General features: G+C 61.8%; 24 protein-coding genes. 12 read left to right on the top strand and 12 right to left on the bottom strand.

All coding sequences use genetic code 11. From position 1 onward, the window contains the following. Positions 1 to 133: 133 nt before the first annotated feature. From D8767_RS06930 to D8767_RS06945, 4 genes are all read left to right on the top strand, one after another. On the top strand, positions 134 to 1,030 hold the full coding sequence (locus D8767_RS06930) for a nitrilase family protein (RefSeq protein ID WP_016712050.1): 897 nt from the start codon (positions 134 to 136) through the stop codon (positions 1,028 to 1,030). 10 nt (positions 1,031 to 1,040) lie between these two features. Beyond that, entirely contained in the window at positions 1,041 to 2,195 is a 1,155-nt protein-coding gene (locus D8767_RS06935; RefSeq protein ID WP_016712049.1) for a hypothetical protein, read from the top strand. Further along, entirely contained in the window at positions 2,192 to 3,181 is a 990-nt protein-coding gene (locus D8767_RS06940) for an asparaginase (RefSeq protein WP_016712048.1), read from the top strand. The genes D8767_RS06935 and D8767_RS06940 overlap by 4 nt, the downstream gene beginning before the upstream one ends. A gap of 91 nt (positions 3,182 to 3,272) precedes the next feature. Beyond that, the gene (locus D8767_RS06945) at positions 3,273 to 3,824 is read left to right on the top strand and encodes a UPF0149 family protein (RefSeq protein WP_016712047.1); all 552 of its coding nucleotides are present in this window, start codon (positions 3,273 to 3,275) and stop codon (positions 3,822 to 3,824) included. A gap of 78 nt (positions 3,825 to 3,902) precedes the next feature. On the opposite strand, the gene D8767_RS06950 is transcribed toward D8767_RS06945, so the two are convergent. Further along, positions 3,903 to 4,094, bottom strand: a complete 192-nt coding sequence (locus D8767_RS06950; RefSeq protein ID WP_016712046.1) for a hypothetical protein — start codon at positions 4,092 to 4,094, stop codon at positions 3,903 to 3,905. Positions 4,095 to 4,128: 34 nt separating this feature from the next. Between D8767_RS06950 and D8767_RS06955 the strand changes: the two genes are divergently transcribed. The 4 genes from D8767_RS06955 to D8767_RS06970 all read left to right on the top strand — a co-directional run bounded on the left by D8767_RS06955 (position 4,129) and on the right by D8767_RS06970 (position 9,256). Further along, the gene (locus tag D8767_RS06955; RefSeq protein ID WP_016712045.1) at positions 4,129 to 4,758 is read left to right on the top strand and encodes a glutathione S-transferase family protein; all 630 of its coding nucleotides are present in this window, start codon (positions 4,129 to 4,131) and stop codon (positions 4,756 to 4,758) included. A 27-nt stretch (positions 4,759 to 4,785) separates the two neighbouring features. Next, a complete protein-coding gene (locus D8767_RS06960; RefSeq protein WP_016712044.1) occupies positions 4,786 to 6,822 on the top strand; it encodes a pyridoxamine 5'-phosphate oxidase family protein in 2,037 nt (678 codons plus the stop codon). Between the two features lie 84 nt (positions 6,823 to 6,906). Next, complete coding sequence (locus D8767_RS06965; protein ID WP_016712043.1) at positions 6,907 to 7,803, top strand: LysR family transcriptional regulator; 897 nt, start codon at positions 6,907 to 6,909, stop codon at positions 7,801 to 7,803. A 157-nt stretch (positions 7,804 to 7,960) separates the two neighbouring features. Then, positions 7,961 to 9,256, top strand: a complete 1,296-nt coding sequence (locus D8767_RS06970) for an MFS transporter (RefSeq protein ID WP_063977226.1) — start codon at positions 7,961 to 7,963, stop codon at positions 9,254 to 9,256. Positions 9,257 to 9,305: 49 nt separating this feature from the next. Here D8767_RS06970 and D8767_RS06975 read toward each other — a convergent pair whose 3' ends face one another. The 8 genes from D8767_RS06975 to D8767_RS07010 form a co-directional block, all read right to left on the bottom strand. Then, on the bottom strand, positions 9,306 to 10,175 hold the full coding sequence (locus tag D8767_RS06975) for an aldose 1-epimerase (RefSeq protein ID WP_016712041.1): 870 nt from the start codon (positions 10,173 to 10,175) through the stop codon (positions 9,306 to 9,308). Positions 10,176 to 10,199: 24 nt separating this feature from the next. Then, the gene (locus tag D8767_RS06980) at positions 10,200 to 11,123 is read right to left on the bottom strand and encodes an EamA family transporter (RefSeq protein ID WP_016712040.1); all 924 of its coding nucleotides are present in this window, start codon (positions 11,121 to 11,123) and stop codon (positions 10,200 to 10,202) included. A 55-nt stretch (positions 11,124 to 11,178) separates the two neighbouring features. Further along, positions 11,179 to 12,459: a TRAP transporter large permease gene (locus D8767_RS06985; RefSeq protein WP_016712039.1), complete on the bottom strand. Its 1,281-nt coding sequence runs from the start codon at positions 12,457 to 12,459 to the stop codon at positions 11,179 to 11,181. Continuing rightward, a complete protein-coding gene (locus D8767_RS06990; RefSeq protein ID WP_016712038.1) occupies positions 12,460 to 12,987 on the bottom strand; it encodes a TRAP transporter small permease in 528 nt (175 codons plus the stop codon). 66 nt (positions 12,988 to 13,053) lie between these two features. Then, complete coding sequence (locus tag D8767_RS06995; RefSeq protein ID WP_063977227.1) at positions 13,054 to 14,025, bottom strand: TRAP transporter substrate-binding protein; 972 nt, start codon at positions 14,023 to 14,025, stop codon at positions 13,054 to 13,056. Between the two features lie 65 nt (positions 14,026 to 14,090). Then, positions 14,091 to 14,972, bottom strand: a complete 882-nt coding sequence (locus tag D8767_RS07000) for an SMP-30/gluconolactonase/LRE family protein (protein WP_016712036.1) — start codon at positions 14,970 to 14,972, stop codon at positions 14,091 to 14,093. 26 nt (positions 14,973 to 14,998) lie between these two features. Beyond that, entirely contained in the window at positions 14,999 to 15,805 is an 807-nt protein-coding gene (locus tag D8767_RS07005; RefSeq protein ID WP_122048289.1) for an NAD(P)-dependent oxidoreductase, read from the bottom strand. A 163-nt stretch (positions 15,806 to 15,968) separates the two neighbouring features. Then, the gene (locus D8767_RS07010) at positions 15,969 to 17,207 is read right to left on the bottom strand and encodes an OprD family porin (protein WP_016712034.1); all 1,239 of its coding nucleotides are present in this window, start codon (positions 17,205 to 17,207) and stop codon (positions 15,969 to 15,971) included. A 600-nt stretch (positions 17,208 to 17,807) separates the two neighbouring features. Here D8767_RS07010 and D8767_RS07015 point away from each other — a divergent pair. Further along, entirely contained in the window at positions 17,808 to 18,047 is a 240-nt protein-coding gene (locus D8767_RS07015; RefSeq protein WP_028700126.1) for a type II toxin-antitoxin system RelB/DinJ family antitoxin, read from the top strand. After that, a complete protein-coding gene (locus tag D8767_RS07020) occupies positions 18,037 to 18,324 on the top strand; it encodes a type II toxin-antitoxin system RelE/ParE family toxin (RefSeq protein WP_016712032.1) in 288 nt (95 codons plus the stop codon). The genes D8767_RS07015 and D8767_RS07020 overlap by 11 nt, the downstream gene beginning before the upstream one ends. A 113-nt stretch (positions 18,325 to 18,437) precedes the next feature. Here the strand turns inward: D8767_RS07020 and D8767_RS07025 are convergent, their stop codons facing one another. The 3 genes from D8767_RS07025 to D8767_RS07030 form a co-directional block, all read right to left on the bottom strand. Beyond that, the gene (locus D8767_RS07025) at positions 18,438 to 19,688 is read right to left on the bottom strand and encodes a ribonucleotide-diphosphate reductase subunit beta (RefSeq protein ID WP_016712031.1); all 1,251 of its coding nucleotides are present in this window, start codon (positions 19,686 to 19,688) and stop codon (positions 18,438 to 18,440) included. A gap of 446 nt (positions 19,689 to 20,134) precedes the next feature. Next, the gene (locus D8767_RS29090) at positions 20,135 to 20,266 is read right to left on the bottom strand and encodes a hypothetical protein (RefSeq protein ID WP_016712030.1); all 132 of its coding nucleotides are present in this window, start codon (positions 20,264 to 20,266) and stop codon (positions 20,135 to 20,137) included. Between the two features lie 139 nt (positions 20,267 to 20,405). Next, a complete protein-coding gene (locus D8767_RS07030; protein WP_016712029.1) occupies positions 20,406 to 23,285 on the bottom strand; it encodes a ribonucleoside-diphosphate reductase subunit alpha in 2,880 nt (959 codons plus the stop codon). 748 nt (positions 23,286 to 24,033) lie between these two features. Here D8767_RS07030 and D8767_RS07035 point away from each other — a divergent pair. Together D8767_RS07035 and D8767_RS07040 are read left to right on the top strand one after the other, a co-directional pair. Further along, on the top strand, positions 24,034 to 24,732 hold the full coding sequence (locus D8767_RS07035; protein WP_016712028.1) for a response regulator transcription factor: 699 nt from the start codon (positions 24,034 to 24,036) through the stop codon (positions 24,730 to 24,732). Then, on the top strand, positions 24,729 to 26,336 hold the full coding sequence (locus tag D8767_RS07040) for an ATP-binding protein (RefSeq protein ID WP_016712027.1): 1,608 nt from the start codon (positions 24,729 to 24,731) through the stop codon (positions 26,334 to 26,336). Before D8767_RS07035 ends, D8767_RS07040 begins: the two co-directional genes overlap by 4 nt. Positions 26,337 to 26,338: the final 2 nt, after the last annotated feature.

Genomic DNA, 26,338 nt, shown 5'->3' on the forward strand with positions numbered 1-26,338 from the left:
GACTTTGTGAGATTCGTCCTACTGCACTTACTCGCTTCTCCTTCGCCCCCATAGGACCTGCCCGACTGTCCCTCCCAAGCGCAACCCCGCTCTACTGGCGACCTTCCAGAACAACCACAAAAAGGAAGTCGCCATGTCTGAACATTGCCCCCCCGTCAGCCCTGTCCGTATCGCTGTCATCCAGTACGACCCACAGGTCGGGCTAGAGTACTGCGATGGCAACCTGAGCAGAGGCCTGGCACTGGCCCGGCGTGCGGCGCGTGAAGGTGCCAATCTGATCGTGCTGCCCGAGCTGGCCAACACCGGTTATACCTTTCACTCCCGTGCCGAGGCCTATGCCCATGCCGAAACGCTGCAGGCAGGCCGCAGCCTGAATGCCTGGGCTGATTTCGCCAGGGAGTATCAGGTGTACCTGGCAGCAGGATTTGCCGAGCGTGATGGCTTGAAGCTTTACGACAGCGCCGCATTGTTCGGCCCCGACGGCTTGCTTGGGCACTATCGCAAGGCCCACCTGTGGAACCAGGAAAAGCTCTGGTTCACCCCTGGAGATCTCGGTTTTCCTGTATTCGAGACGCCAATCGGGCGTATCGGCCTGCTGATCTGCTGGGACATCTGGTTCCCTGAAGTGCCGCGGCTGATGGCAGCGCAAGGCGCAGACATCATATGCAGCTTGAACAACTGGGTGTGGACACCGCCACCGCTGTTTGATGACGCAGGGCGTTGCATGGCGTCGTACCTGACCATGACGGCCGCGCACGTAAACAATGTCTACATCGCCGCCGCAAACCGTATCGGCAGTGAGCGAGGGGGGCGCTTTCTCGGTTGTTCGTTGATTGCCGGAACCAATGGCTGGCCCATTGGTGAGGTGGCTAGTGCGGAGGAGGAAAGCATTCTGTATGCCGATGTCGACCTCAGCAGCGCGCGTTCAGCGCCGATCTGGAACAGCCTCAACGACCTGCAGCGTGATCGCCGAACCGATCTCTACGATGCTGCGCTTGGCTACCGCCTGCATGCGCCTATGCCACGCTGAGGATCCACAGATGAAGCCATTACTGCTGCCCAATCGGCAGCGTTCCCCTGTGTTGATCTTTACCTGCCTGTTAATGCTGCTGGTAGCCAGCCTTGCGACAGGCCAATGGCCAGACTACGGGCAACTGGCGGCGACACTGGACCAACCGCTGAGCCGTTTGCGCTGGATAGTGGGCGATATCAGCGAGGTGACTTTCTACAAGCATGAGTTGCCTGCGCTGGGCTTGCTGCTAGGCGCTTGCCTGGCACATTGGGCCCATCTTCGCGGGTATCGCTGGCAGGGTTTTGCCATCTGCTATGGAAGCGGACTATGGCCATGGGTATTCACCAGCTCGCTACTGGGCCTTTTACTTAGCCACGCCTTATGGGGATGGACCTTGGCCGGTGGCACCTGGCAACCAACGTTTGTGGCCTTTGTGTCACTGCCGGCAGCCATGGTGCTGCTGTTTGGTGCGGGCTGGCGAGTGACGATAGCAGGCGCGCTACTGGGGTCACTACTGGTAACCCCGGCGAGTCTGCTGATGGTCAACTACCTGTGCTATCCCTTGCAGTTGCCTGTGGTCATCGGCAACGTGAGTGGTATGGCCGTGGCAAGTGTCGTCGCTTTCCTGCTGTGCAAGCGCTTCCCGTCATGGGTACGTCAAAGCCACGAACCCGACGTTGCGAAACCTGTGGCCAGCCAACCAGACTACGGTGTGGTCTGGACCTTGCGGCGTGTGCTGGCCGACTTCAGCGAAGCGCCATTCTTTGGCAATGAACTGGCCAGCCTCGGTCTACTACTGGGCGTGTTACTGGCTTACCTGTTGGCCCCGGCGGCCCCCGCATACGGTTCAATGTTGGTGATGCACATAGTGGCTGGGCAGGCCTTGGCGTCTTTGGTCGGGGTCGTATTCTGGCGCGGCCAGTGGCAAGCCCGTGGGTGGTACCCTACCTACATTCCGATTGTCTCGATCGTGCCGGCCGCAGTGCTGGCGCATGGAGGCAGTTGGCAAGTAGTCGTGGCCAGTGCAGTGCTGGGTGCGCTGGTGGCTCCGCCGCTGGCAGTGGCGATCACTCAGCGGTTGCCGACCTATGTGCATGGCTACATCGGTAACGTAGTGTCGATGGCCGTCAGCACGTTGGGAATCGTACCGCTGATCGGGTTACTTGTGGGGGGAGAAGCATGATTGAGCATTCGGGCCTGCCCAGGCTGTCGATCGCCAGTTTGGGGGGGACGGTCAGTATGCAGGCTGCGGCGGTTGGGTGTGGTGTAACGCCCACTCTGGATTGTGAGCAGCAACTGCTTCAGGTCCCACAGTTGCGCGAGATGGCGCAGTTAAACGTAACGTCATTGTGCCTGGTTCCCAGTGCATCGCTCAGCTTCAGGGCGCTGCTGGATGTGCTGGCCTGGGCTCGCTGCGAGGTCGAGCGCGGTGCCCGGGCTGTGATATTGACCCAAGGCACCGACAGCCTTGAGGAAACGGCCTATTTCCTTGACCTGCTCTGGCCATTCGATGCGCCATTGGTGATGACCGGTGCCATGCGCTCGGCCAGCCAGCCGGGCAACGATGGCCCGGCCAACCTGCTGGCTGCGGCACAGGTTGCATTGGCACAAGGCAGCAGTGGGCGTGGTGTACTGGTGGTGATGAATGATCAGGTTCATTGCGCGGCAAGGGTTCGCAAGACGGCCAGCCTGGCGATGGCGGCATTCGAGTCGCCTGGCTTTGGTCCTCTGGGCGAAGTTGTAGAGGGCGTCGCTACGTATCGCCATCCACCATACAGGCGGGAAGTGCTGCCGTTACCGGGACGTACTGACCAGCGTGTTGCCCTACTCGAGGCGTGCCTGGACGCTGATACGGCATTGCTGCAGGCTGTGCCCACATTGGGTTACGACGGGTTGGTCATCGCCGGCTTTGGCGCTGGCCATGTTTCCGGCAGTTGGTCTGATGTTCTGGAGCACATGACGCCAACCATGCCAGTCATTGTCGCCACTCGCACAGGTAAGGGACCTACAGCCGGGGCAACCTACGGGTTTTCCGGCTCCGAGATCGACTTGCAGAAAAAAGGCGTACACATGGCCGGGCAGCTCTGCCCGCGCAAGTGCCGCATCTTGCTGTGGCTGCTGATTGGCACCGACCGGCAGCATGAGTTGCCGGGTTGGCTGCCCTCCTGAAAAATCTGCCCGTGCTGTGGCACGCACGGGCAACCCTTCAAGCGTTGCTGTGCTAGGGTGCACACACTTTTGCTTCTCAGGATGTACGCCCATGCTCCCCGCTCTCAGCGAAAAAGAACTCGCCCGCCTCGAAGACCTGCTGATCACTTACGGCAACGACTACTCGGTGCTGAACCTGGCCGAACTCAATGGTTTTTTCACCGCGCTCGCCAGCTCGCCGGTCACCGTCTACCCCGAGCAATGGCTGCCTGCGGTAGCCGGTGGCAAGGTGCCGAAGTTCAAGAAGCCTGCGCACGAAGAAGCGTACACCGCGTTGATGCTGCGCTATGCCAACCAGGTGGCAGAAGAGCTGGGTGATGACGTCGACCACTTCGAGCCGCTATTCGAAGAAAACGAAGGTGAGCAAGGCAATGTGATCGTCATGGAAGAGTGGTGCTTCGGTTACATGCGCGGTACCCAGGTTGCCGGTTGGGAGGCGTTGCCGCCGGAGCAGGATCAACTGCTCAAGGCTATTTCGCTGCATGGGCTGGAGGACAACTTCGAGTTGTTGGACCAGATGAGCGAAGCCGATATCCAGGCGTGCGTGCCACAGGTGGTCGAGGCCGCGCGGGGGCTGTACCGGTATTTCAACAAGCTGCACTGATTCGGAGTATGCAATAAGGCTGCTGGCCTCTTCGCAGGTAAACCGCGAAGAGACCAGCAGATCCAGCACACAGTTGGCTCAGAGGTGCTTGGGGCGGATCTCGAACCCCGACAGTGTGGCAGCCAGGCTGCTCGGGTATGCGGCGTCGCGCTGGCGTGGCAATTGGTGTTTGGCACGACCGATCTGGCGAATTATTTCGCACAGCGAAATTATGGTTTCCTCATCACACGGATTCTGCTCTGCGCCGATCAGGTGCAGCATGTGCTCCATCAGCCCACTCCGGTGCTGACCAGGAGCCAAGCCCATGTCGAACCCGATCAAGCTTTACAACTTCCCGAAGTCTGGCCACGCCCATCGCATTGAACTGATGCTGTCTCTGCTCAACCTGCCCACCGAGCTGGTGTTCGTCGACCTAGCCAAAGGGGCGCACAAGCAACCGGACTTCCTGGCCCTTAACCCGTTCGGCCAAGTACCGGTCATCGATGACAACGGCACGGTGATCGCAGACTCCAATGCCATCCTCGTCTACCTCGCCAAAAAATATGACAACGGCACCTGGCTGCCCGAAGAGCCAGCCGCTGCCGCCCGCGTTCAACGCTGGCTGTCGGTCGCTGCAGGCCCGCTGGCCTTCGGCCCCGCCGCCGCCCGCCTGGTGACCGTGTTCGGTGCTGCGTTCAACACCGACGAAGTGATTACCCGCGCCCACACGCTGCTCAAGGTGATCGATGCCGAGCTGGCCAAGTCGCCCTTCCTGGCTGGCAACACAGCCACTATCGCCGACATCGCCAACTACTCATATATCGCTCACGCACCGGAAGGCAATGTGTCGCTGGAGCCCTATGCCAATGTGCGTAGCTGGCTGGCACGGATCGAGTCATTGCCGGGCTTCGTGCCCATGCCACGTACCGTGATCGGGCTGCAGACCAGCGCCTGACACCGCGTCCTCGGGAGGAACGCCGCCATGCAACAGACGCCGGACCAACGCCCCTCGCCCTGGCATGCGGGCGAGAAAACCCTGCAGGAAAAGGTCGGTGTAGCAGAGCGCATGGAGGCGTTCGGGCAAAAGGTCATTCGTGACTACATGCCCGACCAGCACCGCACGTTCTATCACCAGTTGCCGTTCATGGTGGCGGCCAGCGTTGACGCTCAGGGGCGGCCCTGGGCGACGCTGCTGGAAGGGCCGGAAGGTTTCGTCAGCTCGCCCGACCCACGCCAATTGACGATTGACACCAGGTTACCGGCAGATGACCCAGCCACCCCGGGGCTGGTCGCCGGGCAGGCAATCGGCCTGCTGGGCATCGAACTGCACACCCGCCGGCGCAACCGCCTCAACGGGCAGATCCGCCAGGCTGCTGCAGGGCAATTGCAGGTGACGGTTGACCAGTCGTTCGGCAACTGCCCGCAGTACATCCAGCTGCGCGACTACACCCGCGTCACCGAACCGGCCCAAGGGCGCGTCGATGCCACAACACTGAATGCCACGACCGTCAGCATGATCCAGTCTGCTGACACATTCTTCGTCGCCAGCTATGTCGAGCATGAAGGCGGCCAGCGCTCGGTGGATGTTTCCCACCGTGGCGGTCGGCCAGGGTTCGTCAAGGTCGAAGGCAACACGCTGACCATTCCCGACTACGCCGGTAACCTGCACTTCAACACCTTGGGCAACGTGTTGGTTAACCCGAAGGCAGGTTTGCTGTTCATCGACTTCAGCAACGGCAACGTACTGCAGGTGTGTGGCCGTGCCGAGGTGCTGCTGGAAAGCCCGGCCATCCAGGCTTTCGAAGGTGCAGAGCGGTTGTGGACGCTGGAGGTCGAGCAGGTGGTGTGGCGGCCGGCTGCGGTGTCCCTGCGCTGGGCCTTCAAGGAGTACGCACCGACCAGCCTGATGACCGGCATTTGGGCCGAGGCCGATGCGCGTTTGCAGCAACGTCGGCAACAGCGCCAATGGCAAGCCTGGCGCGTGCTGCGAGTGGAGCAGGAGAGCCGCGATATCCGTTCGTTCTACCTTCAGCCGCCCAGCGATGGCGCTGTAGTGTTTGCACCCGGGCAACATGTTCCGGTGCAGGTACAGCGCGACGGTGAAGCGCCGCTGATTCGCACCTACAGCTTGTCCAGTGCACCTTCCGACGGCTATTTGCGCATTAGCGTCAAAGCCCAGGGCCCGGTTTCCCGGCATTTGCATGAGCGCATCGCGCCCGGCGATGTGCTTAACGTGCGTCCACCCATGGGCAGTTTCACGCTGGACGTGCAGAGCACGCGGCCGCTGGTGCTGATTGGCGCGGGGGTGGGTATCACGCCATTACTGGCCATGCTGCGTGAGCAGTTGAGCAAGGCTCAGACGCGGCATATCCACTTGTTCCATGGCGCGCGTAGCCTGACCGACCTGCCGTTCGGGCAGGAGCTGGGGAGCTTGCGGCAACAGGCGGGAGGCCTGCTGCACATCCATCGCGCCCTGAGCCAGCCGGAAGAACATGCGCTGCTTGGACGAGATTACGAGTTTGCCGGGCGTCTGGGCATCGAGCAGGTCAAGGCCACGCTGGCGCTGGACGACTACGATTTCTACCTGTGTGGGCCAGGCAGCTTTACCCAGGACCTGTATGAAGGGCTGCGGGGCGTGCATGTGCCGGATGCGCGGATTCACGCAGAAGCCTTTGGGCCGTCGACGTTGCGGCGGCACACGGACGCCGACCAGCCTACCGTGCAACAGCCGCCCGCCGCCAGCGAGCCAGTACCGGTGTACTTTGCGGCGTCAGCCAAGGAAGCGCGCTGGGCACCCGGTAGCGGTACCTTGCTGGAGCTGGCCGAGGCGCGCGGGCTGGCGCCGGAGTTCAGTTGTCGGGGTGGCTCGTGTGGTACCTGCAAGACCAAGCTTGTGAGTGGCCAGGTGCATTATCCGAATCCACCGGCAGAGCTGCCGGAGGCGGGGTCTGTGTTGATCTGTTGTGCGGTGCCGGCGCAGGTGGAGGAGGGGTTACAGGCGTTGGTGCTGGACATCTGACAAACCAGTCCCGCCCTCTTCGCGGGCAGCACAAAATGACCAGATGAATAATAATCCCGGCACCTCATGTCCTCAGGAGCCCGCATGGACCAGATCCACCTGATGAAGGTGTTCGTCGCCGTAGGTGAGCTGGAAAGCTTCGCCGCTGCTGCCCGGCGGCTGGATATTTCCCCGGCCGCCGTCACTCGCGCCGTCAGCGCCCTGGAAGACCAGCTTGGGGTAAAACTGCTGCTGCGCACTACCCGCAGCGTACGCCTGACCGAAGCGGGAGGCCGCTACCTGGAAGACACCCGGCATATCCTCGCTAGCATCAACGAGGCCAACGCCGCCGCTGCGGGCATCAACGCCACCCCCAAGGGCGACCTGGCGGTTACCGCGCCGATCCTGTTCGGCAAGAAGTTCGTCATGCCGTGCATCGTCCGCTACCTGCAGCAGTACCCTGAGGTCGATGTGTCTGCCTACTTCCTGGACCGCGTGGTGAACATGGTCGAGGAGGGTATGGATGTTGCGGTGCGCATCGGCCCGTTGCCCGACTCGGGGTTGAAGGCGTTGCGGGTCGGCAGGGTGCGGCGCATGTTGTGCGCATCCCCCGATTACCTGGCGCGACATGGCGTGCCGAAACATCCCTCGGACCTGACCGAACATGCGGTAATCGGCACCACCAACCTGTCGCCCCGTGCCGGCTGGCGCTTTGGGGTGACAGAAGAGCCGACCATGGTACGCATGAAGCCGAGGCTGACGGTCACCAGCAACGACGGGGCCATCGCGGCTGCCAGTGGCGGGCTGGGTATTGCCCGGTTGTTGTCGTACCAAGTGGCCGATGAACTGGCCAACGGGCAACTGCAGGTGATTCTGGCCGAGTACGAAGAGGCGCCCTGGCCAATTCATGTGCTGCACCGGGAGAGCAAATATGGCTCGGCCAAGGTCAGGGCATTCATCGACATGCTGGCGCAGGCACTGCGAGCACAACAACTTGATTGAGATCGTACAACATCGTTCGGAATTGCTCCAAATAATAATTGTTGTACGATGACCTATGACGTGGCACTCTTTCGCCTGAAACAATTTGTCGCAAATAGCCCTGCCGGCGTTTGCGCCAAACGCTCGCCACTCTAAAAACAAGAAATTCAGGTGAACCATGAAGATGAAAGGCATCCGTTGGTGGATGGTCAGCCTTGTCACGGCTGGGCTCGTCGTCAACTACCTCGCCCGCAACACCCTCTCGGTGGCTGCCCCCACCTTGATGACCGACCTCTCCATCAGTACCGAGCAATACGCCAAGATCGTCGCTGCCTGGCAGGTGTGCTATGCCCTCATGCAGCCCATTGCCGGCTGGTTCATCGACTTCATCGGCACCAAGCTGGGCTTTGCCGTGTTCGCCATGGCCTGGTCAATGGCCTGTGCCGGCGCGGCCCTGGCCACCGGCTGGCAGAGCATGGCGTTCATGCGTGGGTTGCTGGGCATGACCGAAGCCGCCGGCTTGCCGGCCGGGGTCAAGGCCACCACCGAGTGGTTCCCGGCCAAGGAGCGATCTGTGGCGATTGGCTGGTTCAACATCGGCTCGTCGCTCGGCGCCTTGCTGGCGCCGCCGCTGGTGGTGTGGGCGATCCTGCACAGTGGCTGGCAGTTGGCGTTCGTGATCGTTGGCGTTTCGGGCATTGTCTGGACCCTGTTGTGGATGCTGCTGTACAAGCATCCGCGCGACCAGAAACGCCTGAGTGACGAGGAGCGCGAATACATCCTGGCTGGGCAGGAAGCGCACTTCAAGCAGGACACCCGCGAGAAGGGCGCGTGGAAGCGTATCTTCAAGGCCCGCAACTTCTACGCCATCGCGTCAGCGCGGATCCTGTCGGAGCCAGCCTGGCAAACCTTCAATGCCTGGATTCCGCTGTACCTGATGACCGAGCGGCACATGAACATCAAGGAAGTGGCGATGTTCGCCTGGCTGCCGTTCCTGGCGGCGGACATTGGCTGTGTGCTGGGCGGGTATCTCAGCCCGCTGTTCCACCGTTACTTCAAGGTGTCGCTGTTCACCTCGCGCAAGATGGTGCTGGTGTTCGGCGCCAGCTGCATGATCGGCCCGGCCTGCATTGGCCTGGTGGAAAGCCCGTACACGGCGATCCTGTTGCTGTGCATTGGCGGGTTTGCCCACCAGACGCTGTCGGGGGCGCTGTACGCGATCACTTCCGACTCGTTCAGCAAGGACCAGGTGGCCACGGCGACCGGTATGGGCGGCATGTGCGGGTATCTGGGGGCGGCGGCGTTTACTTTGGTGTTCGGCGTGCTGGTCACGCAGATTGGCTACAGCCCGTTGTTCGTGGTGCTGGCCGCGTTCGATATTGTGGCGGCGGTGTTGGTGTGGAAGGTGGCGCGAGAGGTACGGGGTACCTCGGCTGAAAAGCCGATGGCGACACCCGTTGAGGCAGTTGCGTAGGGCTTGAGATTTTGGGGCTGCTTTGCAGCCCCAATTCCAGGCGACACGATTACAGCGCTTGATATTGCATCCTGAACCCCAGGCTCATAGCCTCCCCACGCTGCAACAACCTCAGCCCCGGCCGCCCCGGCAGGTGATGCGCATTGACCGGGTGAGTAACCGGTTCAAAGCAGAAAAAGCCTTGTCCCTGCGGACAAAACAGCAAGAAATGCTCAGCCCCACTGGCACTGCACGCCAAGCGATATCCGGCACCGGGCTGTTCAATCACACAGTCCCCCGGCCAGCCATTGAACGCGTGATCCACGACCGTGTCAGGCAAGCCTCCCAGGGTTTTAAAACGCCAACGCTCTGGTATCTCTGCCTCATACGAAGGCAATCGACCCGCCTCGGCCAGCCATACCTTGCGCGCTGCTGCATGCAGCTTGGTATCGGGATACCGCGGGAAGTAGGGATGCAACCCCAACCCATACCAGTTAGCCTGCTCATCCAGATGCGTGACATGCAGGTCCAGGTTCAGGCACCCCTCGTGCAAATGCACATCCAACGTAGCCTGGTAGGCGAACGGCACTTCACTGTGCAGCGTCAGGCGTACGCGCCGCTCGCTGTGGTGCTCCACCTGCCAGGGTTGTTGCCAGGCGCTGCCATGAATCGGGTAAGCGTCGTGCGTGGTATTGGGCGCCAGTGCCTGCCAGCCTTCGGGCCGGGAAAAGCCACCCTCGGAAATGCGATTGGACCACGGCGCCAGCGGGTAACAGGCCAGCCGTCGTGGGGTACCGGTGGCCAGCGCGGCCGCGTCTGAATGGCGTAGCAACGGCTGCCCGGTTGCCTTCACTTCCCAGTTGACCAGGCTGGCGCCCAGTTCCGGGGCCAGGCTCAGGCGGGTCAGGTTGTCTTGCAGGTGCAGCTCGGTCACAGCCATTCAAGGCTCCTTTCAAATGAACAATCAACGGGCCCGACGGTAGGTCAGCAGCACGATGCCGCACACCACCACGGCGGCGCCGATCAGTTGCGGGGTACTCAGGTGCTGATCGAGCAACGCCCAGCCCAGCAGCAGTGTCGCGATGGGTTCGACATTCATCACCGGTGCGTTCTGCGCCATGTTCAACCTTGGCACACACACAAACAGCAAGGTGAAGGCCAGGCCGTACAGCACCACCAGGCTGCCCAAGGCGACCCAGCCACCGCTGCTGCCGGGCAGTGACAAGCCCGACGGCATCACACCGCTTGCGCCTGCAACCAGCATGCTGGAAAACACGATCAGCAAGGTCAGCAGGCTGCGCACTGGCCCGCGTACGGCAGCCAGTTTGTGGTCGGTGATCCACAAGGCGCAGGCAAACGCACAGGCGGCACCAAAGGCCAGGCTGACGCCCAGCGCCCAGTGCGGGTTGGCTGCGCCACTGTCGGCCAGGCGAGCCGGCACATCCAGCGCCAGTACCAGACCGCACAGAATCAGGCCCATGAACAGCACCGTGCGGCTGCTAGGTCGCGCGCCACCTAGCGCCCAGGTAAGCAATGCCAGCAACATCGGGAAGGTGTTACCCACCAGCAGCGCCAGGGCCACCGGGATGCGCGCCACTGCCGAGTACAGGCACAGGCTCTGTGTGGCGATCAGTAGGCCTAGCAGCAACTGCCAGTGCCGGGTGCCCGCAGGCAGGCCTATCGCCTGGCGTTGCCACAGCAACAGGCAGGCGAGTACCAGCAAGGTGATGCCTGAGCGACAGAGAATCGCCAGCAGCACGCCAGTGCCGTCATCGAAGGCGATGCGAGCGGCGATGTGGTTGCCGGCGAATGAACAGGCCAGCAGGGCCAGCAACGCGATGGCCAGTTTGCGTGGGAACAAGGGGGCAGCAGAGGAGGGAACAGCCATGTGCAGGGTCCATTTGCAGAGAGAACCCGGGACCGCAAGGCGGCCCCGGTTTCAGTTAAAGCACCACGCTAGGCAGCCAAAGGGAAATGGCCGGAATGTAGGTCACCGCCATCAGCACCAGGAACAGCGCCAGGTAGAACGGCAGCAGCGCCTTCACCGTCGACTCGATGCTCACCTTGCCGATGGCCGAGCCCACGAACAGCACCGCCCCCACCGGCGGGGTGATCAAGCCTATCCCTAAGTTCACCAGCATGATCATGCCGAAGTGCACCGGGTCCACGCCGATACCGGTGATGACCGGCAGCAGGATCGGTGTGAGGATCAGGATCAGCGGCGCCATGTCCATCACCGTGCCCAGCAGCAGCAACATGAAGTTGATGCACATCAGGATCACGTAGCGGTTGTCCGACAGGGTCAGGAACGCCGTGGTGATCTTCGACGGGATCTGCATCAGCGTCATCACGTAGCCGAAGCTGGCGGCAAAGCCGATCAGGATCATCACGATGGAGATGGTGCGAACCGTGCGGTGCATCAGCTTGGGCAGGTCGCGCCACTTGTAGTCGCGGTAGATGAACATGGTCACGAAGAACGACCACACCACCGCCACGGCTGCCGATTCGGTCGCGGTGAACACGCCCGACAGGATGCCGCCCAGGATGATCACCATGGCCATCAGGCCCCACAGCGCCTCACCGGCAATTTTCAGCGCCTGGCGCAGCGGGATCACTTCGCCCTTGGGGTAGTTGCGCTTTTTCGCGAACAGCAGGCACAGGCCCATCATGACCGCGCTAAGCAGCAGCCCCGGCATCACCCCGGCCATGAACAGCGAGGCGATCGACACCGAGCCGCCAGCGGCCAGCGAGTACAGGACCGAGTTGTGGCTGGGTGGGGTCAGTAGCGCCTGCACCGAGCCGCTGACGGTCACGGCGGTGGAGAACTCGCGCGGATAGCCCTTGCGCTCCATCTCCGGGATCAGCACCGAGCCCACCGAGGCCGTGTCGGCCACCGACGAGCCCGAAATCGCGCCGAAGAAGGTCGAAGCCATGATGTTGACCAGCGACAGCCCGCCACGCACGAAGCCCACCAGCACCCCGGCAAAGGCCACCAGCCGGCGTGACATACCGCCTTCGGCCATGATCGCACCGGCCAGCACGAAGAACGGAATGGCCAGTAGCGAGAACTTGTTAACCCCACTGGCCACCTGGATCATCATCGCCTGCAGCGGGATGTCGATCCACCAGGCACCGATCAACGCCGACAGGCCCAGTGCATAGGCCACCGGCATGCCCAGCAGGATGAGCGCAACGAAACTGCCCAACAGAATGAACGCATCCATTTACGCCACTCCTTCGCTTTCTTCTACGTGGTCGAAACGCACCACCTTGCGATGGCTCTGGTCGCCGAGCAGAAGTTTTTCCAGCACGAAGACCAAGGTCAGCACGCCCCCCACCGGGATCGGCGCATACGTCATGCCCACCCGTACACCCGGCAGCGACGCCAGAAACTGGTTCCAGGTGGTGATGCACAACTTGGTGCCGTAGTAGGTCATGAATACGCACACCAGAATCATCAGCACCTGCACCAGCAGCGCGACCAGCTGGCGCTGCAGCGGTGGCAGGCGATCGGTAATCATTGCCACCGCCATGTGCGCCCCGGCGCGGTAGCTGGCGGCGGCACCGACGAAGGTGAACACCACCATCAGCAGGATGGCCACCGGCTCCGGCCAGCTGGCGCCAGTGCCGAGCACGTAGCGGGCGAATATGCCCCAAGGGATGATCAGCGACATCGCCAGGATCGACAGGCCGGCGACCCAGATGCAGCTGCGGTACAGCGTGTCGTTCACACGCAGGACAAGGTTTTTCATGGGCATCACCAAAGCGGCAGGGCGACGGGCGCCGCGCTGCCGAGGTCGTTCAGAAAGGGGCCGCTGTTACTGGACGGCGTCGATGCGCTTCATCAGGTCGGCGTACTGCGCGCCGTATTTTTCACGCACCGAGGCGGTGGCGTCGTAGAACGGCTTCTTGTCGACGGTGATGAACTCGACACCGGCGGCCTTCAGCTTCTCTTCACTCGCGGCGGACTTGGCGTCCCACAGCGCGCGCTCTTCCATCTGCGCCTCACGCGCGACCTTCTTCACCAGCACCTGCTGTTCGGGGGTGAGCTTGTTCCAGGTGGTCTTGGACATCACCACCGGCTCCGGCAGGATCAGGTGGCCGGTCAGGGTGTAGTACTTGGCGTTCTGGTAGTGGTTGTGTTCGAGCAGGGTCGGCGGGTTGTTCTCGGCGCCATCGATCACGCCGGTTTGCAGGGCGCTGAAGATTTCCCCGGTGTCCATGGCGATGCCGTTGCCGCCCATGGCGTTCATCATGTCGATGAACAGCGGGTTGCCCTGAACGCGAATCTTCATGCCCTTGAGGTCTTCAAGGCTGCGTACGGGCTTCTTGGTGTAGATGCTGCGCGAGCCGCCATCCATCCAGGCCAGGGCCACCAGGTTGAAGTCGGAGTTGGTGATCTTGTCGAGGATCTCCTGGCCGATGTCTCCGTCGATGATCTTGCGCATGTGCTCATGGTCGCGGAACACGAACGGCATGTTGAACACGTTTACATCCGGCACTACCGGGCCGACGATTCCCAGGCTGACGCGGGTCATTTGTACGGCACCGATCTGCGCCTGTTCGATCACTTCCTTTTCCGAGCCCAGCACGCCGCCGGCGAACATCTTGAAGGTGATATCGCCATTGCTGGCTGCTTCAAGTTTTTTGCCCATGTTCTGCTCGGCCACCACGGTGGGATAGCCGGCCGGGTGGATTTCGGCGAACTTGATGTCCAGTGCCGAGGCGGGCATGGCCACGCTGAAGGCGAAGGGGAGTACGGCAAGAAGCAGCTTGCGTTTGAACGTCATGATGAAACTCCGTGGTTTTTATTATCTGGTTTCGGGCGTGCAAGTGTGGGTACGGCAAGGGGCCTTCAGCCCCGGTAGGCAGGCTCCTCCAGGCCTTTGGTGCCAGGGTTGAGGGCAAACACCCCGCCAGCCAGCGGCTGGTCGCTGAGGTCGATGCCCGCAGGGCGGATCGAGGTGACGTAAAGGGTGTCCAGGTTGGCGCCGCCGAAGGCGCACATCGCCGGCTTTTTCACCGGTACGTTGAGTGAGCGGTCCAGGCGGCCATCGGGGGTGAAACGGTGGATCTGCCCGGCATCGTTGCCGCAAATCCAGTAGCAGCCGTCCTGGTCGATAGCCGCGCCGTCGGGGCGGCCGGGGTAGCCGCGCATGTCGACGAACAGCCGCTTGTTATGTGGCGTGCCGCTGTCGGTGTCGTAGTCGAAGGCCCAGACTTTCTGCACGTTGGGGTGCGAGTCGGAGAGGTACATGCGTGTGCCGTCGGGGCTGAAAGCCAGGCCGTTGGGCACGATCATGCCGTCCTGCTGCAGGTGCAGATGGTCTTCGCCGTCATGCCGGTACAGCGCGCCCACGTGGGCACCTTGCTGCATGTCCAGCAGCATGGTGCCGGCCCAGAAGCGCCCCTGGCGATCACAGCGGCCATCGTTGAAACGCATGCCTGCCTGGGCATGTGCCACGCTGCTGAGCAGCCGGCTGTCCAGGCTGCCGTCGGCCTTGGCCTGAAGCTGGAAGATGCCGCTTTCCATGCCGGCAACCCAGCCTTGGCTGCTGCGGGCGATGCAGGCCAGCATCTCGTCGCCCTGCCAGACCTGGTGCTTGCCATCGGCCGCCTGCCAGCGGTGCAGTTGGCGAGCGGGAATGTCGACCCAGTACAGGGCCTGTTCAGCGGCGTGCCACACGGGGCTTTCGCCAGTGCCGTTGCGGGCGTCGACGATCAGTTCGCAGTTCATGGCCGTGCCTCCTGGCGTGCGTGGGGTCAGTTGAACGGGCCGGCCACGGCTAAGGCGCCGCCCTGGTAGACCATGCTCGGGTCATCGGCGGCGGGCGCCGGCTGGGCTTCGACGGCGGCGCGGAAGGCTTCGGAGCTGTCCTTGGGCACATAGCCCAGGTGCTCGGCATGGCGGTTGTCCCACCACACGGTGCGGTTGTCGGAGACGCCGTAGACGATGGTGTGGCCAACGTTTGGCGTGAACAGCCCGCGCTCGATCAGTTGCATCAGGTCGTCATAGCTCAGCCAGGTGCAGAGCATGCGTGGGTTTTGGGGTTGCGGGAACGACGAGCCAATACGGATGCTGACGGTCTCGATGCCGTAGCGGTCGAAGTAGAAACTGGCCACATCTTCGCCGTAGCACTTGGACAGCCCGTAGTAGCTGTCGGGGCGGCGCGGGGCGTGGGCGTCGATGCGCTCATCCTGGCGATAGAAACCGATGGTGTGGTTGGAGCTGGCGAAGATGATGCGCTTCACCCCATGCTTGCGTGCCGCCTCATAGACATGGAATACGCCGCAGATGTTGGGGCCGAGGATGTCTTCGAAGGAATGCTCGGTGGACACGCCGCCGAAGTGGATGATGGCGTCAACGCCTTCGACCAGGGCATGTACCGCCGCCTTGTCGGCGAGGTCGCAGGTGATCACTTCTTCATGCGGGCCTGCAGCAGGTGCCATGGGGCTGATGTCGGAAAGGCGCAGGACTTCGGCGTAGCCTTGCAGGCGTTCGCGAAGGACCTTGCCCAGGCCGCCTGCGGCTCCGGTGAGCAGCAGGCGATTGAGGGGAGTAGGGGTCATGGCCGGCTCTTGTTGTTGATTGTTGTAGGTTGTCGTATGACTTCGGTGATTATTGGCGGTGGGTTCGGGTGTTGTCAATGAGGCCTGCGTCTCTTTTGCCGGCCTCTTCGCGGTAAACCCGCGAACACGGACGAAGCCCGTGCCATCCAGCCGCAGGTCTTGATCAGAGCAGCGATAGCGGATAGTTGAAGATCAACCGGTTCTCATCAAACTCGTTATTGCTGTAATCCCGCCGAATCGACGAGTTACGCCACTTCACACTCAAATCCTTGAACGCCCCGCTCTGAATCACATACGCCAGCTCCGTCTCGCGCACCCACTCCTTGCCATCGGTGACCGACCCGGTATGCACATCACGCCCGCTGATATACCGGTTCATCAAGGTCAACCCCGGCACCCCGACCGTGACGAAGTTGAAGTCATGCCTCACCTGCCACGAGCGCTCGTTGGCATTGTCAAAACTGGAGTTGTAGCTGTCGTTGGCCAAGGTCCCGCCGCTGGTGCCATTGACCCGCATCCAGGTATCACCATCGACTTTCTGCAGACCCACCCAGAAGGTGTTGCCGCCGTACTTGGCCGAGAACATCCCTGAATAGGTCTTGTTGTCCAGTTGTCCGGCACGTTCGGTGCCATCCTCATCGCCATGGAAGTAGCCCAGGTTGGCGCCCAGGGTCCAGTCGCCCACCGGCTGGCTGTGGCTTAGTTGCAGGTACTGCTGCTGGTACACATCCTTCAGCACCGCATTCCACAGCCCCACCAGCGTACGGTCCTGGTTGAACTTGTATTCGCCACCGACGAAGTTGAAGCGGTCCGACACGCCACCGCCGTAGCTCATGTCCTCCATGCTGGCGTCGTTGCGCGGGCTGTTGCCGCGGAACTGGCCGCCGTACAGGGTCAGCCCGGCAATCTCGTTGGAGGTGATTTGCCCGCCACGGAATGTCTGTGGCAGCGAGCGCCCGTCGTCCGAACGCAGAATCGGCAGCACCGGCATCCACTCGCCAATCTTCAGTTCGGTCTTGGAGATACGCGCCTTGCCGGCGACTGCCAAACGTCCGTAGTCATCCGCCGGCTTGCCATCGTCGTGGCGCGGTAGCAACGCCGTGCCATAGGTGCCGCCGCCGCCGTCGAGCTTGACCGACCACAACCCCAGCACATCCACCCCGAACCCGACCGGCCCTTCGGTGAACCCCGAACGGGCATCGAGAATGAAGCTTTGCGTCCATTCCTCGGCCTTGCTTTGCGGGTTGCTGGGGTTGGTGAAGTTACGGTTGATGTAGAAGTTGCGCAGCCCGAGGGTGGCCTTGCTGTCTTCGACAAAACCCGCAGCCAGGCTGGTGCCCGGCAGGCCGGCGATGACCCCGGCGCCAAGCAGGGCGAAGGGCAGGGTTTGGCAGATTTTCATTATTGTTGTGCTCCCGAAGGGTGTGGCAGCCCGTCCACCGGGCACGCACAAGCGGCCTGCGGCAGGGGCGGGTAAATAACGGGCCGGTCAGGGCCAGGGGTGAATGCGCGGTAACCGGGTGCTAGGTACTGGCGGTTGTACGCAGGCAGGCCGGGGGAAGAGGGGTGTGCAACAGACGTGGGTGTCGCGGGATGGGTGTCGACATGAGTTCGTCCACTGATTGTTGTTTTTGTTATGTGTTGTCGTACAACTGTGGGCGATTATTAGCAAAGGGGAGGTGGGCTGTCAACGGCTGATGGCTGAGCAATTTAGGGGTAAGGTGGCAAAATTCTGGCTGCAGAAGCTCTACCGAGAGCCCTCTAGAGACATACTACGACTAAGGTAGTCCCTGGCACTATTCCAACAGCGGGCGCGACCCCGGCAATGGCGCAGGTGGTAGGGTTTAAGGCCCTACGCAGCCCTTCCGCGACACCGGGCCACTCCTGCAGCAATCGCGCTAGCTGCTCAGAAGTGAATTTCTGCCAACAGACAAACCGCCATTGCAGAATCCACGATATCAGTGCAATGTAATGACAAATGTCTTTACGTGAGGGCCAGGTCATGGCTTCCATCAATATCCGCGTCGACGACGATCTCAAAGCTCGCGCCTACAAAGAGCTTGAGCGTCTTGGTGTAACCCCCTCCGAACTCATGCGCCAAGCCCTGCAATATGTAGCTGAGCGGGGCAAGCTACCCTTCCGGCCGGTCCTGATGACCGAGGAAGATGAAGACCTCATTGCCACTGTACAAGAGAGGCTTGCTTCCCCGCAGCGCGTGAGGGTTCAGCTGGATGACCTATAGCCTCGACTTCGATTGCCGCGCATTGAAAGAGTGGAAGAAGCTGGGCGATACAGTGCGTGAGCAGTTCAAGAAGAAACTGGCAGAGGTCTTGCTCAATCCTCGAGTCGAGGCAAACCGCCTTCACTCGCTGCCAGATTGCTACAAAATCAAGCTTCGCAGCAGTGGGTACAGGCTGGTCTATCAGGTCATTGGCCAAGAGATCGTGGTTTTTGTCGTTGCTGTTGATCGCCGTGAACGGGACCAAGCTTACAAAAAGGCTGCTGAGCGGCTTGAATAGACCTCAGGGATTGGGCATTCCCTATGCTGAAATCGCAGGGCACACACCGCTCAAATGTTGGCCAATAAAAAAGGCTGCCAATCGGCAGCCTTCTCGATACTCAGCCCGGACAATCAGTCCCAGCTCAACGCCCCACCCGTCTGATACTCAATCACCCGCGTCTCAAAGAAGTTCTTCTCCTTCTTCAAGTCCATGATCTCGCTCATCCATGGGAACGGGTTGGTAGTCCCCGGATACTCTTCTTTCAAACCAATCTGGGTCAGACGACGGTTAGCAATGAACTTGAGGTAGTCCTCCATCATCGCCGCGTTCATGCCCAGTACGCCGCGTGGCATGGTGTCGCGGGCGTATTCGATCTCCAGCTGGGTCCCTTGCAGGATCATCTGGGTCGCTTCTTCCTTCATCGCCGCGTCCCACAGGTGTGGGTTCTCGATCTTGATCTGGTTGATCACGTCGATACCGAAGTTCAGGTGCATCGACTCGTCACGCAGGATGTACTGGAACTGCTCGGCAACGCCGGTCATCTTGTTGCGGCGGCCCATGGACAGGATCTGGGTGAAGCCGCAGTAGAAGAAGATGCCTTCCAGTACGCAGTAGTAGGCGATCAGGTTGCGCAGCAGCTCTTTGTCGGTTTCGACGGTGCCGGTGTTGAATTCCGGGTCGGAGATGGCGCGGGTGTACTTCAGGCCCCAGGCGGCTTTTTTCGCGACCGACGGGATCTCGTGGTACATGTTGAAGATCTCGCCTTCATCCATGCCCAGCGACTCGATGCAGTACTGGTAGGCGTGGGTGTGGATCGCCTCTTCGAAGGCCTGGCGCAGGATGTACTGGCGGCACTCCGGGTTGGTGATCAGGCGGTACACGGCCAGGGCCAGGTTGTTGGCAACCAGCGAGTCGGCGGTGGAGAAGAAGCCCAGGTTGCGCATGACGATGCGGCGCTCGTCTTCGGTCAGGCCGTCCTGGCTCTTCCACAGGGCGATGTCGGCGGTCATGTTGACCTCTTGCGGCATCCAGTGGTTGGCGCAGCCGTCCAGGTACTTCTGCCAGGCCCAGTCGTACTTGAACGGTACCAGCTGGTTCAGGTCGGCGCGGCAGTTGATCATGCGCTTTTCGTCTACCGCAACGCGGGCAGAGGAACCTTCCAGCTCGGCCAGGCCTTCGGCGATGTCGAGGGCGTCGAGGGCGGCCTTGGCACGTTTGACCGCTTCGGAGTCAGACGCGGTGGCTACACGGGCTTCCAGGGCGGCGGCACCACCGGCGCTGTCGAGCTTGTCGAGGGTGGCGGCGGCAGCGGCCTGCGCAGGGGTGTTGCCTTTGGCGGCTACTTCGCCGTCTTCCTTGTCGAATTCGTCCCAGCTCAGCATGGTGATTGGCTCCTGCTTGAGGGTCGCCCTGGGGCAACCGGTTGGATTTTAAGAGTGTGATGCCTGACGCACGGCCGGTAGCGGCGAATGGACAGCTTGGAGAGGCTGACTCTCGTTAACATCTAAATGTGTTCTGGCTTGTACCTGGCCAGGCCTCGGGGAGGGGCCAGGACAATTGAATGGTGCTCTTTTCAGAGGGCGCAAAGTATACCGGAATTCACCTTCGATCGGGGCGCGTGTGTTGCCGGCGAGGGTAACTTTTTCGACCGGTTTTGCGTGCGTCCGTTCACGAGATGGCTGTGTTCGTCTACGGGGGGAGAGTGTAGCGCCAACCTATATGTTGTGCCAGTTTAAATTTGTAGGCACATCATATGGTGTTTTTGTCAAAGGGTGTGTTAGCCAAACGGGCCTCAGCGCGGGCTTGCCGGCGATGAGGCCCGGCAACATTAGCTGCGGTGGGTATGCAGCGTTTCGACAATGTGCGTCTTGGGCTGCTTGCGTGCTGCTTCGACCGAAGTGAAGCGGCCGGTTTCTGCGTTACGGCCAATCTTGCGAGTTACCACTTTTTTCCGCGCCATGGGCTTGCGTCCTTTTTAGAGAGGTCCAGTCCTTTTACCGAGCCGTATACGCAGCGGGAAAAGGGCAGGGCTTCTCAGTGACGCAGATACAAAAATGCCGCGCGGGGCACCCTTGGGCACCCCGCGCGGCATCCAGGCCTTACTGGCAGGCTTCGCAGTCAGGCTCGTCGATCGCGCAGGCCTTCGGCACTGGTGCAGGGCCGGCTGCCTGGACCGGGGCGCTGTCGCCACCGCTGGAAACGGCGTTGAGCTTGCCGGTGTTGATGGTCGACTTCTCGGTGCTGGTCGCGGCCAGGGCACGGAGGTAGTAGGTGGTTTTCAGGCCACGGTACCAGGCCATGCGGTAGGTCACGTCCAGCTTCTTGCCCGAAGCGCCAGCGATGTACAGGTTCAGCGACTGAGCCTGGTCGATCCACTTCTGGCGACGCGAGGCAGCATCGACAATCCACTTGGTTTCCACTTCGAACGCAGTGGCGTAGAGGTCTTTCAGCTCTTGCGGGATACGCTCGATCTGCTGCACCGAACCGTCGTAGTACTTCAGGTCGTTGATCATGACCGAGTCCCACAGGCCACGGGCTTTCAGGTCGCGGACCAGGTACGGGTTGATCACGGTGAACTCGCCCGACAGGTTCGATTTCACGTACAGGTTCTGGTAGGTCGGCTCGATCGACTGCGAAACGCCAGTGATGTTGGCGATGGTCGCGGTTGGCGCGATGGCCATGATGTTCGAGTTACGAATACCTTTTTGTACGCGGGCACGTACCGGAGCCCAGTCCAGGGTCTCGTTCAAATCGACGTCGATGTACTTCTGGCCACGGGCCTCGATCAGGATCTGTTGCGAATCCAGCGGCAGGATGCCCTTGGACCACAGCGAGCCCTGGAACGTCTCGTACGCACCGCGCTCATCGGCCAGGTCGCAAGAAGCCTGGATGGCGAAGTAGCTGACCGCTTCCATCGACTTGTCGGCGAACTCGACCGCAGCATCGGAACCGTAGGCGATGTGCTGCAGGTACAGAGCGTCCTGGAAGCCCATGATGCCCAGGCCGACAGGGCGGTGCTTGAGGTTCGAGTTACGCGCTTGCGGCACCGAGTAGTAGTTGATGTCGATCACGTTGTCGAGCATGCGCACGGCGGTGTTAACGGTGCGTTGCAGCTTGGCGGTGTCCAGCTTGCCGTCGACGATGTGGTTCGGCAGGTTGATCGAGCCCAGGTTGCAGACTGCGATCTCGTCCTTGTTGGTGTTCAGGGTGATCTCGGTGCACAGGTTCGAGCTGTGGACCACGCCCACGTGCTGCTGCGGCGAACGCAGGTTGCACGGGTCCTTGAAGGTCAGCCACGGGTGGCCGGTCTCGAACAGCATCGACAGCATCTTGCGCCACAGGTCTTTGGCCTGAATGGTCTTGAACACCTTGATCTTGTTGTACTCGGTCAGGGCTTCGTAGTACTCGTAGCGCTCTTCGAAGGCCTTGCCGGTCAGGTCGTGCAGGTCTGGCACTTCCGAAGGCGAGAACAGGGTCCACTTGCCGTCATCGAAGACGCGCTTCATGAACAGGTCAGGGATCCAGTTGGCGGTGTTCATGTCGTGGGTACGACGGCGGTCATCACCGGTGTTTTTACGCAGCTCGATGAATTCTTCGATGTCCAGGTGCCAGGTTTCCAGGTAGGCACACACGGCGCCCTTGCGCTTGCCACCCTGGTTCACGGCAACGGCGGTGTCGTTGACCACTTTCAGGAACGGTACAACGCCCTGGGACTTGCCGTTGGTGCCCTTGATGTAGGAGCCCAGTGCGCGAACAGGGGTCCAGTCGTTGCCCAGGCCACCGGCGAATTTCGACAGCATGGCGTTGTCGTGGATCGCGTGGTAGATGCCCGACAGGTCGTCCGGCACGGTGGTCAGGTAGCAGCTGGACAGCTGCGGGCGCAGGGTGCCGGCGTTGAACAGGGTCGGGGTCGAGGCCATGTAGTCGAAGGACGACAACAGGTTGTAGAACTCGATCGCGCGGGCTTCCTTGTCTTTTTCTTCCAGCGCCAGGCCCATGGCCACACGCATGAAGAACACCTGCGGCAGCTCGAAGCGTACGCCATCCTTGTGGATGAAGTAGCGGTCGTACAGGGTCTGCAGGCCCAGGTAGGTGAACTGCTGGTCGCGCTCGTGGTTGATCGCCTTGCCCAGTTTTTCCAGGTCGAAGTCAGCCAGGGCAGGGTTCAGCAGCTCGAACTCGATACCTTTGGCGACATAGGCCGGCAGAGCCTTGGCGTACAGGTCGGCCATTTCGTGGTGGGTGGCGCTGTCGGCTACATTCAGGAAGCCCAGGCCTTCAGCGCGCAGGGTGTCCATCAGCAGGCGGGCGGTGACGAACGAGTAGTTCGGCTCGCGCTCTACCAGGGTACGGGCGGTCATTACCAGGGCGGTGTTGACGTCCTTGATGGCCACGCCGTCGTACAGGTTCTTCAGGGTTTCGCGCTGGATCAGGTCGCCATCGACTTCGGCCAGGCCTTCGCAGGCTTCGCTGATGATGGTGTTCAGGCGGGCCATGTCGAGCGGCGCCAGGCTGCCGTCGGCCAGGGTGATGCGGATGGACGGGTGCGGCTCGACCACGGCATCGGTGTTGGCGCGGGTGGCACGCTCTTTGGCACGCTGGTCGCGGTAGATCACGTAGTCACGGGCGACTTTCTGCTCGCCGGCGCGCATCAGGGCCAGTTCGACCTGGTCCTGGATTTCTTCGATGTGGATGGTGCCACCCGATGGCATGCGACGTTTGAACGTGGCGGTAACCTGCTCGGTCAGGCGCGCGACGGTGTCGTGGATGCGCGACGAAGCGGCAGCGGTGCCGCCTTCAACTGCGAGGAACGCCTTGGTGATGGCCACGGTGATCTTGTCGTCGGTATAAGGGACGACAGTGCCGTTGCGCTTGATCACGCGCAGTTGGCCAGGGGCGGTGGCGGCCAGATCCTGGTTGGAATCGGCAGCTTGCGGCACCTTGGCTTGCGGGTTCTCGCGAGTTGTGTCGGTTTGCATGGGTGGGTGTCTCCACAGTTTCTATAGTGTTCAGGCGCCTTTGGGGCGCCCACCGTTCCGTCCACTTGCTCGATGCCCCGGCGGGGATGCGCAATGCATGCGCATCCGCCCGCGCGGGCGTACCGACTTCGGGACAGACTCAGGAATAAGGGCAATAGCTCGCCGCTCCCTGGCCGAAGTCAAAGGTTCTGGGCCTGAGCCCAAAATCTGTTGCTGATGGGTGTCAGGCCTGGCCTGCAACACCCATACCCGAACAAGGCCCTGGAAGGGCTTGCCTCGGTCGCCTCCGCAGGAGCGGTTTGGCTGCTGAAATCACTTGAAGTTCAGCCCGGAAAATCGCTCGATTTTGCGGGTTGACTTTTGTGTGTGATTTTGCACGAACCCCAACATCTAGTGGTTCGCTGCGATCGGGATACAAGATAATGCGGTATTGGGGCCTTTGCAAGGCGAGCGCCTGTGGATAACTTGTGCGTACTTTGTGTGTGAATGGTGGGTATTCGCTGTAGGCCTTGTGCCAAGTGGTTTGCAGTATTTTTCTGCGCCTTGGTGCCCCGGGGCAGTTTTTTTCGGGCGCGAACCCTATCACAAAAAACGGTTCAGTCGAGGGGGCTGTGAGTGGCTTGGCAGTGCCGGGGGCGGGACGTAGTATCCGAGGCAGATGTTGCCTTTTGGTTAAAGGGGTATGTTGCCTGTGCCGGCCTCTTCGCGGGCACAGGCAGAAGAAAAACAACAAGCGAAGGCCTAAGCCATGGACCATCCCACCCCCCGCATCCTCATTGTCGAAGACGACCAACGCCTGGCCGAGCTCACCGCCGAGTACTTGCAGGCCAATGGCTACGAGGTCAGCGTCGAGGGCGATGGCGCCCGGGCAGCACGGCGCATCGTCGACGGCCAGCCCGACCTGGTCATCCTCGACCTGATGCTGCCCGGCGAGGACGGCCTGAGCATCTGCCGCCGTGTACGCAGCCAGTACCCGGGCCCGATCCTGATGCTCACTGCCCGCAGCGACGAACTCGACCAGGTCCAGGGCCTCGACCTGGGGGCCGACGACTACGTCTGCAAACCGGTGCGCCCACGCCTGCTGCTGGCGCGAATCCAGGCCCTGCTGCGTCGCAGCGAAACCGCGGACAACAAGCGCCAGGCGCTGGCCTTCGGCGCGCTGCGTATCGACAACCGCCTGCGCGAGGCGCGCCTGGGTGAACAGCTGGTCGACCTGACCGGCGCCGAGTTCGATTTGCTCTGGCTGCTGGCCAGCAACGCCGGCCGGGTGCTGACCCGCGAGCAGATCTTCACCGCGCTGCGCGGCGTGGGCTACGACGGCCAGGACCGTTCCATCGACATCCGCATTTCAAAAATTCGCCCCAAGATCGGCGATGATCCACTCCAGCCTCGCTTGATCAAGACCCTGCGCAGCAAGGGTTACCTGTTTGTCGGCGAGGCGCCATGAACAATTCGATCTTCCTGCGTATCTACGGCGGCATGCTGGCTGTGCTGGTGCTGGTGGCCCTGCTTGGCATACTCAGCCTGCATCTGGTCAACGAAGTGCGCGCCGCCCAGCACCGCGAAGGCCTGGCCCAGGGCACATTCAGCCTGATGGCCGACAACCTCGCACAGCAGAATGACACCGAACGCAAACGCTCGCTGCTGATCTGGGAACGCCTGCTGGGTGTGCCGCTGGCGTTGCAGCCCATGACTGCGCGCACCCTCGACGGAGGCCAGCGGGCGCGGCTGTACCGTGGCTTGGTGGTGGTCGAAAAGACTGGCCCGCATGCGGCACAAGTGCTACGCAAGGTCGGCCAAGAGGACCTGATGCTGGTCGCGCAGATCAAACAGATCAGCGAACAGCTGGCGCGGGCCACCCTGTACCTGCTGGCCGATGAGCTGGTGCGTTACCCGATCACCGAACAGCAGCAGCGGCTGGCTCAGATCAAGCAGGAAAAAGGCTTCGGCTTTGGTGTCGCCCTGCAGCGCATCGAGCGGGTAAGCCTGGACGATGACCAGCGGCGCCGGGTCGAGGAGGGCGACACCGTGATGGCGCTGGGCAGGGATGGTGACTCTATCCGGGTATTTGCGGGGCTATCAGGCTCGCCCTGGGTGCTGGAAATCGGCCCGTTGTACCAGCTCAACCCGTATCCGCCGCAGTTGCTGATATTGATCGCCTTCCTTGGCCTGTGCCTGATCGGCCTGGTGGTCTACCTGCTGGTGCGCCAGCTGGAGCGCCGTGTGTCGGGCCTGGAGGTTGCCGCCACACGCATTGCCCAAGGCAGCCTGGACACCCGCGTGCCCGCCGGTGACGCCGACTCGGTCGGGCGCCTGGCCGCTGCCTTCAACGGCATGGCCGAGCACTTGCAGCGCTCGCTGACCATGCAGCGTGAGCTGGTGCGGGCGGTGTCCCACGAGCTGCGCACGCCGGTTGCGCGCCTGCGTTTTGGCCTGGAGATGATTGAAAGCGCCACCACCGAACAGGCGCGGGCCAAGCACCTGGCGGGCATGGACGGGGATATCCAGGACCTCGACAAGCTGGTTGACGAGATGCTGACCTATGCCCGCCTGGAGCAGGGCGCGCCGGCCTTGAAGTTCCAGCGGGTAGACCTGGACGCCTTGCTCGACCGCGTGATCGAAGAGCTGGCACCACTGCGTGCCGAGGTGCGGGTGGTGCGTGGCGACTGCCAGGGCGCGGATGCCGACGGCGCCTGGGTCGAGGCCGAGCCGCGTTACCTGCACCGGGCCTTGCAGAACCTGGTCGGCAATGCCATGCGCCATGCCGAGCGCGAAGTGCGCCTGAGCTACCAGCTGGGGCACCAACGCTGCCGCATTGATGTGGAAGATGACGGCCCAGGTATCCCAGAGGGCTTCTGGGACCGTATTTTCACCCCGTTCACCCGCCTCGACGACAGCCGTACACGGGCCTCGGGTGGGCATGGCCTGGGCCTGTCGATCGTGCGGCGGATCATCTACTGGCACGCAGGCCGGGCCACGGTGGGGCGCAGCGAGGCGCTGGGCGGCGCCTGCTTCAGCCTGAACTGGCCGCGCCAGCAGGCCCCTCTGTAAAG

It is taken from the genome of Pseudomonas sp. LTGT-11-2Z, assembly GCF_003691445.1.
Classification (GTDB): Bacteria; Pseudomonadota; Gammaproteobacteria; order Pseudomonadales; family Pseudomonadaceae; genus Aquipseudomonas; species Aquipseudomonas monteilii.